General features: G+C 74.6%; 12 protein-coding genes and 1 tRNA gene. 8 read left to right on the top strand and 5 right to left on the bottom strand.

Annotated elements, in window-relative coordinates:
• Nucleotides 1-96: 96 nt before the first annotated feature.
• The 3 genes from ACFZCD_RS29125 (at nt 97) to ACFZCD_RS29115 (ending at nt 811) form a co-directional block, all read left to right on the top strand.
• Complete coding sequence (locus tag ACFZCD_RS29125; RefSeq protein ID WP_391835951.1) at nt 97-246, top strand: hypothetical protein; 150 nt, start codon at nt 97-99, stop codon at nt 244-246.
• Between the two features lie 211 nt (nt 247-457).
• Nucleotides 458-676 carry a DUF4190 domain-containing protein gene (locus tag ACFZCD_RS29120; RefSeq protein WP_391836198.1) on the top strand — a complete coding sequence of 73 codons (219 nt, stop codon included), beginning with the start codon at nt 458-460 and terminating at the stop codon, nt 674-676.
• 62 nt (nt 677-738) lie between these two features.
• Nucleotides 739-811: transfer RNA gene (locus tag ACFZCD_RS29115), tRNA-Arg, on the top strand.
• A gap of 80 nt (nt 812-891) precedes the next feature.
• Here ACFZCD_RS29115 and ACFZCD_RS29110 read toward each other — a convergent pair.
• Nucleotides 892-2142: a cytochrome P450 gene (locus tag ACFZCD_RS29110; RefSeq protein WP_391835949.1), complete on the bottom strand. Its 1251-nt coding sequence runs from the start codon at nt 2140-2142 to the stop codon at nt 892-894.
• A gap of 5 nt (nt 2143-2147) precedes the next feature.
• Complete coding sequence (locus ACFZCD_RS29105) at nt 2148-3368, bottom strand: cytochrome P450 (protein WP_391835947.1); 1221 nt, start codon at nt 3366-3368, stop codon at nt 2148-2150.
• A 284-nt stretch (nt 3369-3652) separates the two neighbouring features.
• Between ACFZCD_RS29105 and ACFZCD_RS29100 the strand changes: the two genes are divergently transcribed.
• Nucleotides 3653-5803 carry a restriction endonuclease gene (locus ACFZCD_RS29100; RefSeq protein WP_391835945.1) on the top strand — a complete coding sequence of 717 codons (2151 nt, stop codon included), beginning with the start codon at nt 3653-3655 and terminating at the stop codon, nt 5801-5803.
• Nucleotides 5804-5869: 66 nt separating this feature from the next.
• Nucleotides 5870-7813, top strand: a complete 1944-nt coding sequence (recQ, locus tag ACFZCD_RS29095; protein ID WP_391835943.1) for a DNA helicase RecQ — start codon at nt 5870-5872, stop codon at nt 7811-7813.
• Nucleotides 7814-7975: 162 nt separating this feature from the next.
• Here recQ and ACFZCD_RS29090 read toward each other — a convergent pair whose 3' ends face one another.
• Complete coding sequence (locus ACFZCD_RS29090; protein WP_391835941.1) at nt 7976-9094, bottom strand: hypothetical protein; 1119 nt, start codon at nt 9092-9094, stop codon at nt 7976-7978.
• 73 nt (nt 9095-9167) lie between these two features.
• On the opposite strand from ACFZCD_RS29090, the gene ACFZCD_RS29085 reads away from it, so the two are divergent.
• On the top strand, nt 9168-9677 hold the full coding sequence (locus tag ACFZCD_RS29085) for a MarR family winged helix-turn-helix transcriptional regulator (protein WP_391835940.1): 510 nt from the start codon (nt 9168-9170) through the stop codon (nt 9675-9677).
• A 7-nt stretch (nt 9678-9684) separates the two neighbouring features.
• Here ACFZCD_RS29085 and ACFZCD_RS29080 read toward each other — a convergent pair whose 3' ends face one another.
• Complete coding sequence (locus ACFZCD_RS29080; RefSeq protein WP_391836197.1) at nt 9685-10332, bottom strand: class F sortase; 648 nt, start codon at nt 10330-10332, stop codon at nt 9685-9687.
• 318 nt (nt 10333-10650) lie between these two features.
• Complete coding sequence (locus ACFZCD_RS29075; protein ID WP_391835938.1) at nt 10651-11280, bottom strand: hypothetical protein; 630 nt, start codon at nt 11278-11280, stop codon at nt 10651-10653.
• Nucleotides 11281-11706: 426 nt separating this feature from the next.
• On the opposite strand from ACFZCD_RS29075, the gene ACFZCD_RS29070 reads away from it, so the two are divergent.
• Together ACFZCD_RS29070 and ACFZCD_RS29065 are read left to right on the top strand one after the other, a co-directional pair.
• A complete protein-coding gene (locus tag ACFZCD_RS29070; protein WP_391835936.1) occupies nt 11707-13482 on the top strand; it encodes a trypsin-like peptidase domain-containing protein in 1776 nt (591 codons plus the stop codon).
• On the top strand, nt 13479-15890 hold the full coding sequence (locus ACFZCD_RS29065) for a tetratricopeptide repeat protein (protein ID WP_391835934.1): 2412 nt from the start codon (nt 13479-13481) through the stop codon (nt 15888-15890). The genes ACFZCD_RS29070 and ACFZCD_RS29065 overlap by 4 nt, the downstream gene beginning before the upstream one ends.
• The last annotated feature ends 84 nt before the right edge of the window (nt 15891-15974 follow it).

The raw sequence follows: 15974 nt of genomic DNA, 5'->3' as shown, positions 1-15974 counted from the left end.
CAGTAAACAACTGTTTGCCACAGCGCGCCAGACGCGCTACGCTGACTTTCAGTGAACAACTGTCATTCCAACTGTTCACCCAAAGAAGGGAAGAAGATGATCTTCCTCGTGGCGGCCGTGCTCCTCCTGGGGATCCTCGTAGGCGCTGCCGCCCACCTCACACTCCCGGTGGTCGTCCCGGCCGCCGCGGCGATCGCGCTGTGGCTGCTGGTCTTCGCAATCCGCGAGCGCAGGAGGGAGCACTGACATGACGACGACACTGACGAAGCGTGCGGAACAGAAGCGCGCAGAGCAGAAGCAGGCGGAGCGGACGCAGACGGAGCAGGAGCAGGAGCAGGCGGCTCAGGAGCGCACGGCAGAGCGGCCCGCGGCGGCGGAGGCGCGTCCGGCACCGCAGCAAGCACCGCAGCCGGCGCCGCGGCCCGAGAAGGCAACCGGCCGCCGTGACGCCGACGGCATGGCCGTCGCCTCCTTCGTCCTCGGCCTGGTGGGCCTCCTGGTCTTCAACGTCGTCCTGGGCCCGCTCGCCCTGGTCCTGGCCACGCTGGCCCTCTGGCGCGGCACGACCCGCCGCGGCCGCGCGTTCCTCGGCCTGGCGCTGGGCGCCGCCGACCTGATCGTCCTCGTGTCCCTGGCCACCTCGGACCACACCGTGTCGTGGAGCTTCGGCTCCTGACCTCGCGTGGCCTCGGCCCCTGACCCCGTGTGGCCGCCACCCGCTACACTGGCGGCTACCTTGCCTCCGTAGCTCAGGGGATAGAGCACTGCTCTCCTAAAGCAGGTGTCGGCAGTTCGAATCTGCCCGGGGGCACACGGCGCAGAAGCCCCTCCGTCCGGCCGGACGGAGGGGCTTCTCGCGTTCTCAGGCCCCGGTGAGAAACAGCCCGGGGATCACCAGGCGACCGGGAGGGACTCCGGGCCGCGGTTGATGGAGCCGCGGCGCCAGCGCATGGCGGATTCCGGGACGGCGAGCCGCAGGCGGGGGAAGCGGGTCAGCAGGGCGCTGAGCATGACTTCCGCCTCCATCCTGGTGATCAGGGCGCCGACGCAGTAGTGCGGACCGTGGCCGAAGGAGAGGATGGGGGCCTCGTCGCGGGTGAGGTCGAGGCGGTCCGGGTCGGTGAAGACCGTCGGGTCGCGGTTGGCGGCCAGGTAGGAGACGTAGACGACCTCGCCGTTGCGGATCGTCACATCGCCGACCTGCAGGTCCTCGGTGGCGATGCGGGGCAGGCCGACGCCGTTGCGGTGCGGGATGTAGCGCAGCAGCTCCTCCACGGCCCGGGGCAGCAGGGCCGGGTCGGCGCGCAGGGCGGCCAGCTGCTCGGGGTGGGTGAGCAGCGCGTACACCATGTTGGAGACCTGGTTGCGGACGGCGTCCATGCCGTTGAGGACGAGCATCACCGCGAGCGAGATCAGCTCCGGCATCTTCAGGCCGCCCTCCTGCTGCGCCTCGACCAGGGCGCTGAACAGGTCGTCGCCGGGGTGCTCGCGGCGGTGCGCGGCCATGTCCTTGAAGTAGCCCGCGATCTCGCCCTTGACGGCGTTGCTCTCCTGCTCCGAGTGGTTGCTGGAGAGGATGACGCTGCGCCAGGTCTGCAGCCTGCCGAGGTCGTGGGGCGGGACGCCGAGCAACTCCCCGATGAGCTGGGCGGGCAGGGGACCGGTGAGCCACTCGGTGAGGTCGGCCGGGGCGCCGTGCTCCGCCATGCGGGAGAGCATCTGGTCGGCGAGCTCCTCGGCGCGGGGGCGCAGGGCGGCGACGCGCTTGCGGCCGAAGGTGAGGGCCACGTGGCGGCGGATCCGGGTGTGGTCGGGCGGGTCGGTGCGGCCGACGCCGCCGGCCGGGGCCACGACGTGCGGCGTCATGCTGGTGACCGGCCGGTCGACGGTGAGCGCACGGCTCAGCCGGGGGTCGGCGGCGACGGTCTTCACGTCCTCGTAGCGCGTGGCCAGCCAGGCATCGCCCTCGCCGAACCGCAGCCGGATCCGGGCGATCGGCTCCTCGCGCAGCAGGCGGTGCATGAGCGGGTCGAATTCGAGGGCGGGCAGGTGGTCGACCGGCCAGTCGTGGACCGTCTCCCCCGGCGTCCGCAGGGCGGCCGCCGGGCAGGATTCGCCGTCCGGGTGAGAAGGGTGCGTCATCGGGCTCACCACACCACCGGCAGGTGCTCCGGCCCTCTGATGAGGGCGCTCCGCTGCCACCGGATCTTCTCCACCGGCTCCGCCAGGCGCAGGTCGGGGAAGCGCGTGATCAGCGCGGAGAGGATGACCTCGGACTCCAGGCGGGCGAGCATCGAGCCCAGGCAGAAGTGCGGTCCGTGCCCGAAGGACAGGTGCGGGTTGTGCTCCCGGTCGAAGTCGAGCTCGTCCGGCCGCTCGAACACCGACGGGTCGCGGTTGGCCGTGAGGTACGAGGAGTGCACCACCTCTCCGGCCCGGATCAGCACGCCGCCCACTTCGACGTCCTCCATGGCGATGCGGCCGAGGCCGACCGCATTGCGGTGCGGGATGTAGCGCAGCAGCTCTTCGATGGCCTGCGGCAGCAGCCCGGGGTCGCGGCGCAGCCGCTCCAGGTGCCGGGGGTGGGTGAGCAGGGCGTAGACCATGTTGCTGCTGTTGTTGCGCACGGCGTGGGCGGCGCTGGCCTGGATCAGCAGGGCGATGGCGACGGCTTCCTCCGTGCTGAGGTCGCCCTTCGCGACGGCGGCGGCCAGCTCGCTCGCCAGGTCGGGGCCCGGCTCCGCGCGCTTGCGCGTCAGCATCTCCACGAAGTAGGCCGCCATTTCCTCCTTCGCCTGCTCGCTGGCCTCCCGGCCGTAGCCGGCGGACAGCAGGACGTTCGTCCAGTGCGCCATCCGCGGCAGATCGTCCTCGGGAACGCCCATCAGGTCGCTGATGACGGCGAGCGGCAGGGGGCCGTGCAGGTGCGCCACCAGGTCCGCCGGGGGGCCCTCGCGCTCCATGGCGTCGAGGAGTTCGCCCGCCACGCGCTCGGCGCGGGGCCTGAGCCGTTCGAGGCTCGCGGGCGTGAAGGAGCGCGCCACGGCCTTGCGCAGGCGCGTGTGCTCGGGCGGATCGGCGAAGCCCACCGCTTCGTCGAGCGGGATGAAGTGGGGGGCCAGCCGGGTGATCGGGCGCCCCAGCACGGCCTGGCGGCTGAACCGCGGGTCGGAGGTGACGAACTTGACGTCTTCGTAGCGCGTCACGAGCCAGGCGTGCCCCTCGCCGTGGGGCAGCTTGACCCGGGAGACGGGCTCCTCCCGCAGCCGTTCGGCCATGAACGGGTCGAAGTCGAGCCCGCGGAGGTCCTCCACGGCCCAGAAGCGCACCGGGTACTGCTCGGAGTCGGATGCTGTCGTGGTCGCCATCGGCTGTCCCGCCCGCCTGTTGCCTGCTGTTGCGTGCGTGCTGTCGTGTGCCTGCTGCTACGTGCCTGTTGTTACGTGCTGAGCCGTGCTGTTGTGCGGGGACGTTCCCCTCAGGCCAAGGTCCCCGGAAAGCCGCACCGGCAATAAGACGCGCCGGGAAAATCACCCGTACGGCTTACGAGACCGCCCGGCGCGCCGCCGCCGACGCGGCGTCACATCGCTTGCAGCGCCCGCATCCAGGGCCCGAGCAGGGATAACACTTACTAAATGACTAAAGTGTCCGCATGAGTCGTCGCTCCAGTGGACTGATAGGCATCTGGGCCGAGGCGCAGCGTCAGCAGCAGCGCCGCCAGGAGGCCGAGCACCGGGAACGCGTCCAGTTCCAGCGGGAGCAGGAGCGGCAGGAGCGGGCGGCGGCGCGGGAAGCCGCGCGGGCCGACCGCGAGCAGCGGGCCGCCTACCGGCAGCGGCGCGAGGCCGAGGCGCGGCGGCGCACCGAGGAGCTGGAGGCCCGGGTCGCCGAGCTGACGGGGCTGCTGGTCGCGGGGTGCCGGGTGCCGGCGTTCTCGACGGCCGCGCTGCGCCGGCCCGAGACCGTGGAGCCGTTCACTCCGGGGCACCTGGGGCATCCCGTGCCGATGCCGGATCCGGGGCTGTACCAGGCCCAGGGCGGCTGGGGGTTCGGCGCGGGGCGCGGGCGCGAGCAGTACGAGCACGACCTGCGGGCCGCGCAGGCCGCCGAGGCCACCCGGCTGCAGCAGCTGGCGGGGTACCGGCGGCAGTACGAGCAGTGGGCCGCCGCGCAGCTGGCGGAGGTCCGGGAGCACAACGCGGGCGTGGAGGAGATGGTCACCGCGCTGCGGGCCGGCGATCCCGACGCCGTCGTCGACTACTTCTCGGCCGCCCTCTACGCCTCCTCCGCCTGGCCCGCCGAGTTCCCGCACCAGGTGTCGGCCGCGTACGACCCGGCGGCCCGGCAGCTGGTGCTGATGTGGGAGCTGCCGGGGTACGACATCGTGCCGGAGGCCAAGGCCGTGCGGTACATGCCGACCGCCGACGAGGAGAAGGAGACGGCGCGGCCCGTGGCCCAGCGCCGGGCGGTCTACCGGGACGTGCTGGCCCAGTGCGTGCTGCTGGTGCTGCGCGACCTCTTCGCCGCGGACGGGTCCGGGGTGCTGGAGTCCGTCGTCGTCAACGGCTTCGTCGACGACCACGACCCCGCCACGGGCCGCCGCGCGCGGATCGTCCTCGCCTCGGCCACCGTCTCCCGCTCCGTCTTCGCCGGGCTGCACCTGGAGCAGGTCAGCGCGGTGGACTGCCTCACGGACGGGCTCGGCGGGCTGCTGTCCGCCCGGCCCGACCAGCTCGCCGCCGTACGGCCGGGCCGGACGCCCGACGAGGTCGGGCGCGGCGTCGTCTCGCACGGCGGGGGCGACGACCCCGACCTGTACGAGATGGACCCCGTCGAGTTCGAGGCGCTCGTCGCCGAGCTGTTCCGCGCGCGGGGCATGCAGGCCGTGATGACCACCCGGTCCAACGACGGCGGCGTCGACGTCGAGGCCCTGGACCCCGACCCGATCAGCGGCGGCCGGATCATCGTGCAGGTCAAGCGGTACCGCAAGACGGTCCCCCCGACGGCGGTCCGGGACCTGTACGGCACCGTGCAGGGCGCCGGTGCCAACAAGGGCGTGCTGGTCACCACGTCCGGCTTCGGGCCCGGCTCGTACGCCTTCGCGAACGGCAAACCCCTCACTCTCGTCTCCGGGGAAGAGCTGGTGGGGCTGCTGGGGCGGCACGGGTTGCGGGGCCGGCTCGGGGGCGGGGCGCCCTCGGGGCGGGGCGCTTCCCCGGCGCCGGCGGCGGGTGACGCGGGCGACGGCGGGCCCGGCGCTTCCGGCTCCTCCGGCTCCTCCGGCTCCTCCGGCTCCTCCGGCTCCTCCGGCTCTTCCGAGGAGCACAACGTCCTCGGCATGGCCTGGTCCGGCGCTGTCGCGCTCGACGTGTGCGCCCTCGTCTGCCGGGGCACCCGCGTCCTCAGCGACGATCACTTCGTCTTCTTCAACAACCCCGCCACTCCCGACGGTGCCGTGCGCGCGGTGCCCCCGCCCCGCGGGGACAAGGCCGCCGTCCGCGTCGCCTTCGACGCCCTGCCCGGGGACGCCGACCGGCTCGTGCTCGTCGCGGCCGTCGACCCCCAGGTGAATCCGGACGCCGACCTCGCGGGGTTCACGGACGCCCGGATCCGGCTGGCGGACGCCGCCGGGGCCGAGCTGGGGCAGCTGGAGGTCTCCGACGGCCGGGCGGGCGAGACGGCCCTCGTCCTGGGCTCCTTCCGGCGCCGCGCGAACGGCGACTGGGACTTCGTGATCGGCGGGCAGGGGTACCGGGGCGGGCTGGAGGAGCTGCTGGGGGACTACGGCATCGAGGTGGCCTAGGGCAGGGGGAGCCGGGAGTTATCCACATCCCCCATTCGTGTCAGCGCACCGCCCTAGACTTTCCGCATGGCCGACCTCACCGAGACCGCCCGCCCCGCCGACCCCATCCCTTCCCCCTCCCCCACGCCCGCCCCCGCGGGCAGTGAGGCTCTGGGCTGTCTGCGGCGCGTCTTCGGTTACGACGCCTTCCGCGGCGATCAAGAGGCGGTCATCGAGCACGTCGTCGCCGGCGGCGACGCGCTCGTCCTGATGCCGACCGGCGGCGGGAAGTCGCTGTGCTACCAGATCCCGGCCCTCGTCCGGCCGGGCGTCGGCGTGGTCGTCTCCCCCCTGATCGCCCTCATGCAGGACCAGGTGGACGCCCTGCGCGCCCTCGGCGTCCGGGCCGGCTTCCTCAATTCCACGCAGGACCAGGACGAGCGGCGGATGGTCGAGGCCGAGTTCCTCGCCGGCGAGCTCGACCTCCTCTACCTCGCCCCCGAGCGGCTGCGCGTCGAAGGCACGCTGCGGCTCCTCGACCGCGGCAAGATCTCCCTCTTCGCCATCGACGAGGCGCACTGCGTGGCCCAGTGGGGCCACGACTTCCGGCCGGACTACCTGGCCCTGTCCGCCCTGCACGAGCGCTGGCCGGACGTCCCCCGCATCGCCCTGACCGCGACGGCCACCGAGGCCACCCACGCCGAGATCGCCGCCCGGCTGCAGCTCCAGGACGCCCGGCACTTCGTCGCGAGCTTCGACCGGCCCAACATCCAGTACCGCATCGCGCCGAAGAACGACCCTAAGAAGCAGCTGCTGGAGCTGCTGCGCACCGAGCACGCGGGCGACGCGGGCGTCGTCTACTGCCTCTCGCGCAAGGGCGTGGAGGACACGGCCGCGTTCCTGGTCCAGCACGGCATCGACGCCCTGCCGTACCACGCGGGGCTCGACGCACGCGTCCGCGCCGCCAACCAGGCCCGGTTCCTGCGCGAGGACGGCGTGGTCATGGTCGCCACGATCGCCTTCGGCATGGGCATCGACAAGCCCGACGTCCGGTTCGTCGCCCACCTCGACCTGCCGAAGTCCGTCGAGGGGTACTACCAGGAGACGGGCCGCGCCGGGCGCGACGGCCTGCCCTCCACGGCCTGGCTCGCCTACGGCCTGCAGGACGTCGTCCAGCAGCGCAAGATGATCGACGGCTCCGAGGGCGACGACGCCCACCGCCGCCGGCTCGCCTCCCACCTCGACGCGATGCTCGCCCTCTGCGAGACCGTCGAGTGCCGCCGGGTGCAGCTGCTCGCCTACTTCGGCCAGGAGAGCGGCCCCTGCGGCAACTGCGACACCTGCCTCACCCCCGCCGAGACCTGGGACGGCACGGTCGCCGCGCAGAAGTTCCTCTCCGCGGTCTACCGGCTGGCGCGCGAGCGGCACCAGAAGTTCGGTGCGGGCCAGATCATCGACATCCTGCTCGGCAAGAAGACCGCGAAGGTCATCCAGCACGACCACGACGGCCTCACCGTCTTCGGCATCGGCACCGAGCTGAGCGTCGCGCAGTGGCGGGGCGTGGTGCGGCAGCTGCTGGCGCAGGGGCTGCTCGCCGTCGAGGGCGACTACGGCACGCTCGTCCTCACGGAGGCGAGCGGCGAGGTGCTGGGCGGGCGGCGCGAGGTGCGGTTGCGCCGCGAGCCGGAGCGGCCGGGCCGGGCGGGCGGCAGGTCCGGCGGCTCCGGATCCGGAGCCGGAAGCGGAAGCGGATCCGGCAAGCGGGCCGTGCCCGTGGACCTGCCCGCCGAGGCGGTGCCCGTCTTCGAGGCGCTGCGGGCCTGGCGCGGGGCCACGGCGAAGGAGCAGGGCGTTCCCGCGTATGTGATCTTCCACGATGCGACGCTGCGGGAGATCGCCACGGTCTCGCCCACGACGCTCGACGAGCTGGCCGGGGTGAGCGGCGTGGGCGAGAGCAAGCTGACGAAGCACGGCGAGAAGATCCTGGAGCTCCTGACGGAGCTCCGCGCGGCGACCGGACCGGACAGCTGACGACGGCGGGAGGGCGACGGGGCCGCAGGGGCGGGGTTCCTGGACGCTGACGTGTATTTGCGGCGCCCAGTGCCGGGGCACACGGAGGGGCGAAGGACGCCGTAAACATACGGTCCAGGGACCCTGCCCCGGAGGCACCGGCGCCCGGCCCCCGTACTGGCGCTAGCGCGGGCGCCTCGGCTTGATGCGGTGCTGGGCCGCCAGCACCGCCGCGCCGTAGCGGGGGTCCGGGCGGAGGGCGTGCTCGCGCCGGCAGGCCTCGGTGAATTTGAGGACGTGCTCGTCGCCGTGTTCCACGGCGCGGGCTATCAGTTCGTCGAAGGGCGGCACTTCCGCCTCCTGGGCGTCCCTGAGGGCGCTCTCCTCGGCCGCCCTGTCGTCCGTGAACGCCAGCAGCAGCACCGTGTGCACGTGCCAGAGCGCCGCCACCGACGGCTCGTGGAGCTCCTCGGGCAGGTGCGGCAGGACGAGCCGTACGGCGGCGGGCGCGGTGACCGCGTGCACCAGCGGTACGGGGAAGAGCTCCGGGTGGCCCAGGTAGACCCCCGCGAAGGTCGTCGTCATCTCGGTCAGCAGCCGCTGGGGAGGCACGGGGGCCAGTGCTCCCAGTGCCTCGTCGTAGCCCGCCAGCCCGGCGGGGGCGGCCAGGCGTTCCGCGGCCACCGCCCGTCCCCGCCTGCCCGGGCCCGCGTACGGCGTGCGGGGCAGGGCCGCCACCGCGCCCGCCAGGTCGTGGCTGCCGCTCATCCTGACCTCGCCCGGGGCGTGCGCGAACCGGGCGGCCCAGTAGGCCAGTCCCCGGGCCAGCTCGGTGAGCTGCTGCGTCGCCGGCTGCTCACCGGCCTCCTCCGGCACGGCCGCGAGGGAGCGCACGGCGTGGGCCGTACGGATCACGCCGTGCGTCAGGCCCGCGAGCAGGCCGGGCAGGAGCCTCGGCCACCAGCGGGAGAGCACCTCGCGCCAGGGCGCGCCGGCGAGTTCGCGGCGGAAGAGCTCTTCCCAGTCGCCGGCGCGCGAGAAGTCGCCGAGCGCCGGGCGCCAGGACGCCGCGTCGGCGGGGTCGAGGGCGAAGCTGCGGGCGGGCACCTCGTGGTGGGGCATGGCGGTGCGGTAGCCCTCGACCCAGGCGGCCACCTCCGTGCCGTGGCCGAGGGCGGCGAGCGTCTCGGCGCCCATGGGCCCGTGGTTGGCGAGGTCGGCGCCGGCCCCGCGCTCGTACCCCAGGTCGTCCATGCGCTCCAGCGCGTCGTTGATCGCGTCCCTGTATCCGGTCGTCTGCATGGCGGAGCTCCCCCCTGAACCCAACTTTGGGTTTCAGAATAGTTTGGGTTTCCGAAGCATCTAGACTCGCAGTATGCCGCACGACCCCGCACCCGGGAAGCACCGCCCCCGTCTCCCCACCCCGGAAGAGACCGAGGCCATCGGCCTCGTCCCGCTGCTCTCCCCGTACATCCGCCAGGCCCGCACCGAGATGCCGGAAGCGCTGCGCGCGCTCTTCGACGCGCACGGCCTCACCGCGCGGCACGGCGCGGTCCTGCCCCAGCTGCTCGCCGAGGAGCCGCTCGCCGTGGGCGAGTTGGCGCGCCGGATGCGGCTGTCGCTGTCGACCACCAGCGAGCTGGTCGGCGCCCTGAGCCGGGCCGGCCTGGTCGAGCGCCGCGAGGACCCCGCGAACCGCCGCCGCACGCTCGTGGCCGTCGCGGACGCGCACCGGCCGGCGGTCGAGGCGTTCATCGCCAGCCGCTCCCAGCCGCTGCTGCGCGCGCTCGACAGCCTGTCGCCCCGCGACCGGGCGGGGTTCGTCGCGGGCCTGACCGCCTGGGCCCGCGAGACGCAGGGCGGGAGCAGCGGGACGGACTGCTGACGCCCCGTCATCGCACTCCGGTGAGATGGGCGTAGACGACGACGTTCCCCAGGTAGGCGTGGCTCTCCTCGGAGAACCCGCCGCCGCAGGTGATCACCCGCAGCTCGGCGCGCTTCGAGGGTCCGTACACCTTCTGCGACGGGAAGTCCGTCCGGCTGTACACCTCGATCGCGTCGATGCTGAAGAGCGCCGTCCGGCCGTCGGCGCGCGCGACCTCCACCCGGTACCCCTTCTTCAGGGCGCCGAGGTTGTAGAAGACGGCGGGCCCGGTGGCGGTGTCGACGTGGCCGGCGACGACCGCGGTGCCGGCCGTGCCGGGCGCGGCGCCGGCCGCGTACCAGCCGGCGACGTTGCTCTCGTCGTCCCGCGGGCTGGAGAGGCTGCCGTCGGGGAGCAGGCCCAGGGGTTCCAGCGGCGCGTCGACGTCGATCGCCGGTATCCGCACCCGCGTGGGCAGGGCGATCGGCAGCGGCGGCACCGCGTGCTCGCCGGGCGCCGGGCCCGCGCCCGGTCCGGCGGCCGGGAACGCCTCGGCCGCGGAGGGCTGCGGGGGCGGGTCCTGGATGTCGGCCCCGCGCTGGATCAGCCAGCTGCCCGCGCACAGGGCCACGGCGATCAGCGCGGCGGCGACCGCCTTGCTCCGGGACTCGCCCACCCGCGGGCGCGGCGGGGGGCGGCCGGGGCGCCGGGCGGGAGCGGCCGGGCGGAACCCGGGGGCCGGTGCGGAGCCCGGCGCGGCCTCCGGCGGCCGCCGCTGCGGGTTCCGCCGCATCCGCCGCGAGTTGCGCACCTTGCGGGACCCGCCCGGACCGGCGGCACGGGCTTCCGGTCCCGCGGTCCTTCCTCGGTCGCGCCGGCCGCCGCCGGCGCTCTGCGACTGGGACATGGATCTCCTCCACCGCGTCCACCGCGCCGCTGGTCCCCGGACGCGCGCGCGTTCGGGGACCAGGGAACGGAGCCGGCCGGGGGCGCGTCAGTAGCGGTGGCCGTTGCTGCCACGGCGGCGCAGGTACCAGGTGCCGCCGGCCGCAGCGGTGGCCAGGACGGCCGCACCCGCCATGAGCTCGGTCATCCCCGAGTCGTCGCTGGTGGAACCGACACCGGTCTTCATGCCGCCCTTCGGGGGCTTGGCGGGGGTGGAGGAGGAACCGCCGCCCATGCTCATGGAGGGGTTGGGGCTGGGGCTGTGGCTCGGGCCGCCCGAGCCGCCCGCGTGGCCCGGACCGCCGGTGCCGGAGCCGGAACCGGAGCCGCCGGAGACGACGACGTCGCCCGTGGCCTCCTTGCCGCTGTGGCACTTGATGCCGATGCCGTACGTACCGGCCTTCGCGCTGTTCGGGACCTTGAAGGTGCCGGCGACGGACTCCTTCTGCGTGCCGGGCTTGAGCTGGAACGAGGCCGGGCCGCCGACGGCGCTGGCGTCACCCGTGCCCGAGCCGTTGGCGCCGCAGGCGGTGGTGTTCACCGTGACCTCGGCACCGGGCTTGACGGGGTTCGGGGCGACGTCCAGCTTGTTGAGGTCCCCGGCGAGCGCGGGAGCGCTCGCCAGCCCGAGGGCGGCTATGGACAGGGCGGTCCCGGTGAGCACTCGTGAGTTACGCATGCTTGTTCCTCCGTGAGCGCGGCCGCGGCACTCGATGTGCCACCGAAGGGGAGTGGGGGGTTCCGCGCTCCTCAGAGCCGAGCGAACCGGGATCCGGGACGCCCCGCACCCTGACACCACATCAGAATCGCCGCTCCGGGACGGGCTCCGGGCCTCGGCCGGTGGGCGTAACGGCAGGTCACCGGGGTGACGGTGCCGTCACCGGGACGGCCGCGCCGGAACGCGGCGAACGGGTGACCCCGGCCCGCGCGGGCCTCGGGCGCCCCGGCATCACCCGTTCGGCGGGCCGGCGCCCGGCGGGCCGCTCCGCGCCCTTCCTGCGCCATGGCATCCGGGGGCGCGCGCCACCCGCGCGAATCACACGGAACGGTGACCCCACAGTCGGAGGGGTCACTTCCGCCGGGGGCGCGCGTATGCTCTGCGCCCATGGGGGAGGAGACCGAGGTCCCCGTCAACACCGAGGTGCTCGACGAGACTTGGCGGGTCCGCATTTCCACGTCCGGCGGCGAGGTCCTGGGGGCCGGCATCCTGCTGGCCGCGGATGCGGTCCTGACCTGCGCCCACGTCATCCCCACCAGCCCCGGTGACCACATCGGCCCCACCGGTGCTGTCGTCCCCTCCGCAGAAGTACGGGTCGAGCTCGTCGGCGTGCCCGGCGCCCGCGCCGTTCCGGCCCGGGTGGCCGACGGCTGCTGGGTGCCCGAGCTGGCGGACTCCCGGGGCGACGTCGCCCTGCTGACCCTGGCCGAGCCGCAGGACGCCCGCCACGCCGCCCCGCTGCACCGGGTCGCGCCCACCCGCGGCCGGTCCGTCTGGATGTGCGGCTTCCCCAGCACGCGGGAGCTCAAGGACGGGGTGTGGTTCCGGGCCACCCTCGCCGGGCCGTCCGGGCCGCGCGGCGAGTGGGTGCAGATGTTCCCCGTGACCCCCGAGGAGACGGTGCGGCCCGGTTTCAGCGGCGCCGCCGTCACCGACGCGGAGACGCACCGCGTCCTCGGCATGGTCGTCAGCCGCTACGACGACCGCTCCTCGGCCGCGCTCGCCGGTCAGCGCCTCCACCTCTCGTACATGATCCCCATCGAGACCGTCGTCCGGCACCTGCCGGAGATCGACCGCTACGTGTCCGGCGAGCGCGGCAACAGCCTGCCGTCGGTGCCGCAGGGCGCGGCCCGCGACCGCGAGTTCGCCCGCTGGCTGGCCCGCTGGTTCGCCGCCGCGGAGGACACCCGGCGGCTGGAGGCGATCGTCATCAAGAAGGGCGAGGCCGTCCGCGCGGCGACGCTCAGCCGGGCCGTCACCCTCGCCGACCGCGAACCGCCCGCCGACGCGACGGCCCCGGCCGGCCCCGCGCCTCCCCGGCACCGGCCGGAGCCCGAGGAGCCGGACGACCTCCTGCCGCCCGTCGGCAGCGTCGACCTCGCCCTCGACGTCTCCGGGGAGACCGTCGCCCAGGTCGCCGGGCGCGTCGCCGACCGGCTCGGGCTGAGCCCCGCCGGGGACGGCGGCTCGGCGGTCGGCCTGCTCGGCGGCACCGGCGCCGTGCCCCTGACGATCGTCGCGGAAGGCGTCGACTACGCCGCGGACCCCCTCGCGCTGGTCGAGTTCGGCGACCTCCTGGCCCGCCGGGGCGCCCGGCTGCTCCTCGTCTTCCGCAACCCCGAATCGCAGAGCCTGGAGCTGGCGCTGAGGATGGCTGACCCCGGCAAGGACGACACCGCCGCCCGGCTCGACCGGGTGCGCGACCGCATCGACCACATCGCGCGCCGCGAGCGCACCGCCCACGACCGGGCCGCCCTGATCGCCCCGGTGCGGCCCGTGCCGCAGCGGGCCGCCGCCCTGCGGCTGGACCTCACCGCGCTGCGCCGCCACCCCGAGCCGGACGGCGCGCGCTTCCTCGCCGACCTCGGCGCCTTCGAGCGCACCGTCGAAGCGGAGCTGCTGCGCGTCGAGGAGGCGATCGGCCTGGCCGAGACGCAGATCGCCCGGCGCAACGAACTGCGCGGCCGGCTGGAGGCCTTCTTCGCGCTGCTCGCCGCCCGCAGCCTGGAGGAGGAGCGGGCCGCCGCCCCCCTCTACCGCGCCGCGCACAACCTCCTGCACCAGGCGCCCTGCGAGCTCGCCGAGGCCGAGCGCGCCGTGCAGCGCTTCGCCGAGACCGTGCGCCACCACACGCACCGGCCGCGAGGGGACGGTCCCGCATGAACGCCGCAGCCGACCGCCCCGGCAAACGCCCCGCCGGCCCCCCGGCCGGGCCCGCCCCCGCCGCACCGCCCGTCGGCGCCCGCTGCCCCCGGCCCGGCTGCGACGGCCGCGTCGAGGCCACCGGCTTCTGCTCCACGCGCGGCCACCACGCCGGAACACCCCCTCCCGGCGCCCCGCCCGGCCTGGAGAGCCCGGCCACCCACGGCGCGCGGAGACGGGCCGAGACCGACCCGCTGTTCACCGTGGGCCCCGCCCGCGACGAGCTGCTCGGCCTGCCCGTCATCGCCACCCCCTCCCCCGAAGCCCTCGTCGTCGAGGACCCGACGGCCCCGGTCAGCAGCAGGGTCTGCGGCCACCGGGGCTGCACCGCCGTCGTCGCCAGGCCGTACGCGGGACAGCCCGCCCTGCCCGTCGGCTTCTGCGAACGCTGCGGGCACCCCTACGACTTCAGGCCGCGCCTCGCCCCGGGCGACCTGGTCGGCGGGCAGTACCGGGTGGTGGGCTGCGTGGCCAACGGCGGCCTCGGCTGGGTCTACCTCGCCCACGACACCCGGCTGGACGACACCCCGGTGGCCCTCAAGGGGCTGATCAACCGCCGGGACCCCGATGCCGTGCAGAACCAGGAAGAGGAACTGCAGTTCCTCATCGGCTCCGATCACCCGGACATCGTCCGCGTCATCAACTTCGTGTCCCACCAGGACACCCTCGACCAGGACGGCCCGGGCGGGGACGCGGCCCCGGCGGCGGGCGGCAGCCACACCCGCTACATCGTCATGGAGTTCGTGCGCGGCATGCCCCTCTCCCAGGTGCGCGACCACATCGCCCGCGGCCGGGGCCCCTTCGGCGACGACCGCGTCTTCGAGTACGTGCTCTCCTACGGCTGCCGCATCCTCGACGCCCTGGAGAGCCTGCACCGCAGGAACCTCGTCTACTGCGACCTCAAGCCCAACAACGTCATGCACTACGCGGACCGGATCAAGCTCATCGACCTCGGCGCCGTCCGCAAGCTGGGCAACCGCACCGGCATGCTGCTGGGCGCCCGCGGCTTCACCGCCCCCGAAGTCGTCACGTACGGGGCCGAAGGGCTGTCCGTCCGCTCCGACCTCTTCAGCCTCGGCAAGACGCTGAGCTCCCTGTCCGAGGCCTCCCCCAGGAAGGCCCCGGGCCTCGGCGACGAGTCCTACCGGCGGATCCTCGCCCGCGCCACCCACGAGAACGCCCTCCACCGGTTCGCGTCCGCCCGCGAGATGGCCGAGCAGCTGCGCGGCGTCCTGCGCGAGCTCCGCTCCCTGCGCACGGGCACCGAGCACCCAGAACCGTCCACGCTCTTCGCCCCCACGGCCACCCTCATCGACTCCTCGCTCGGCCGCGTACCGCCCCTGGAGCGCTGGCTGACCGGCGACCGGCGGCCGCTCCTCGACCCCGGGCTGCCCGAGCCCGAGCTCGTGCCGCACCACCTGCCCGTCCCCCACCCCGACCCCGCCGACCCGGCCGCCACGCTGCTCGCCCAGCCCACCACCAGCGGCCCCCGCCGCCTCATCCAGCAGCTGTACTCCTCCGGGCACGAGACCCCGGAGATCTGCTTCCGGCAGCTGCGCGCCCACCTCGAACTGGGCGAGACCGGCGAGGCGGCCGAGCGCCTGGCCACGGCGCGCGCGCTGCTCGGGGACCTGGCCCCGTACGACTGGCGGCTCCCCTGGCACGAGGGCCTGCTGCTGCTCGCCCGCCGCGAACCGGCCGCCGCGCAACGGAAGTTCGACCTCGTCTACGGCGCCCTGCCCGGCGAGTACGCACCGAAGCTGGCCCTCGGCTACTGCGCCGAGAAGTGCCGCGACGGGGCCGCCGCCGAGCGCTACTACCAGGCCGTGTGGCAGCGCAGCCGGACGCAGGGCAGCGCCGTCTTCGGGCTCGCCCGGCTGCGCCTGGCCGCCGGTGACCGCACCGGAGCCGTCGAGCTCCTCGGCAGCCTGCCCGAGGTCTCCCGCCACTACGACGCGGCCCGGATCGCCTGTGTCCGCGTCCTGTCCGGGCGGCTCCGCACCGGCTCCGGCGCCCTGCTCCCGGACCCCTCCGACCTGGCGGAGGCGTTCGACTGCCTTCCCCGGCTCTATCTGGACGAGGGCCACCACGCCGGCCCGGCCCGCGACCGGCTGGAGGCGGAGACCCTCGCCGTCGCCCTGGAGCGCGCGGTGGCGCGGACGGGCGCGGCGGCCCCGGCCGGCGGCCGCGGCGGCACCGTCCTCTCCGGCCCCGGCGGCCCCCACGGCGACCCGGCCGGCGAGGAGTCCGCCCTGCGCACCCGGCTGGAGGCGAAGCTGCGCCGGCTCGCCCGGCAGGCCCCCACCCCGGGCGGCCTCGCCACCCTGGTCGACCTGGCCAACAGCGTCCGCCCCAAGACCCGCTTCTGACGGCTCCCGACCGCTCGTCACGGCTTCACAGGACTCCCCGACCCATGGCTTCCGACGACTTCCGACCCCGGGGGAACGAATGGA

Origin of the sequence: Streptomyces sp. NPDC008001, assembly GCF_042958085.1 — a bacterium.
Classification (GTDB): Bacteria; Actinomycetota; Actinomycetes; order Streptomycetales; family Streptomycetaceae; genus Streptomyces.
The sequence above is the reverse complement of the archived record's forward strand: the minus strand, read 5'-3'. Positions and strand labels throughout refer to the sequence as shown.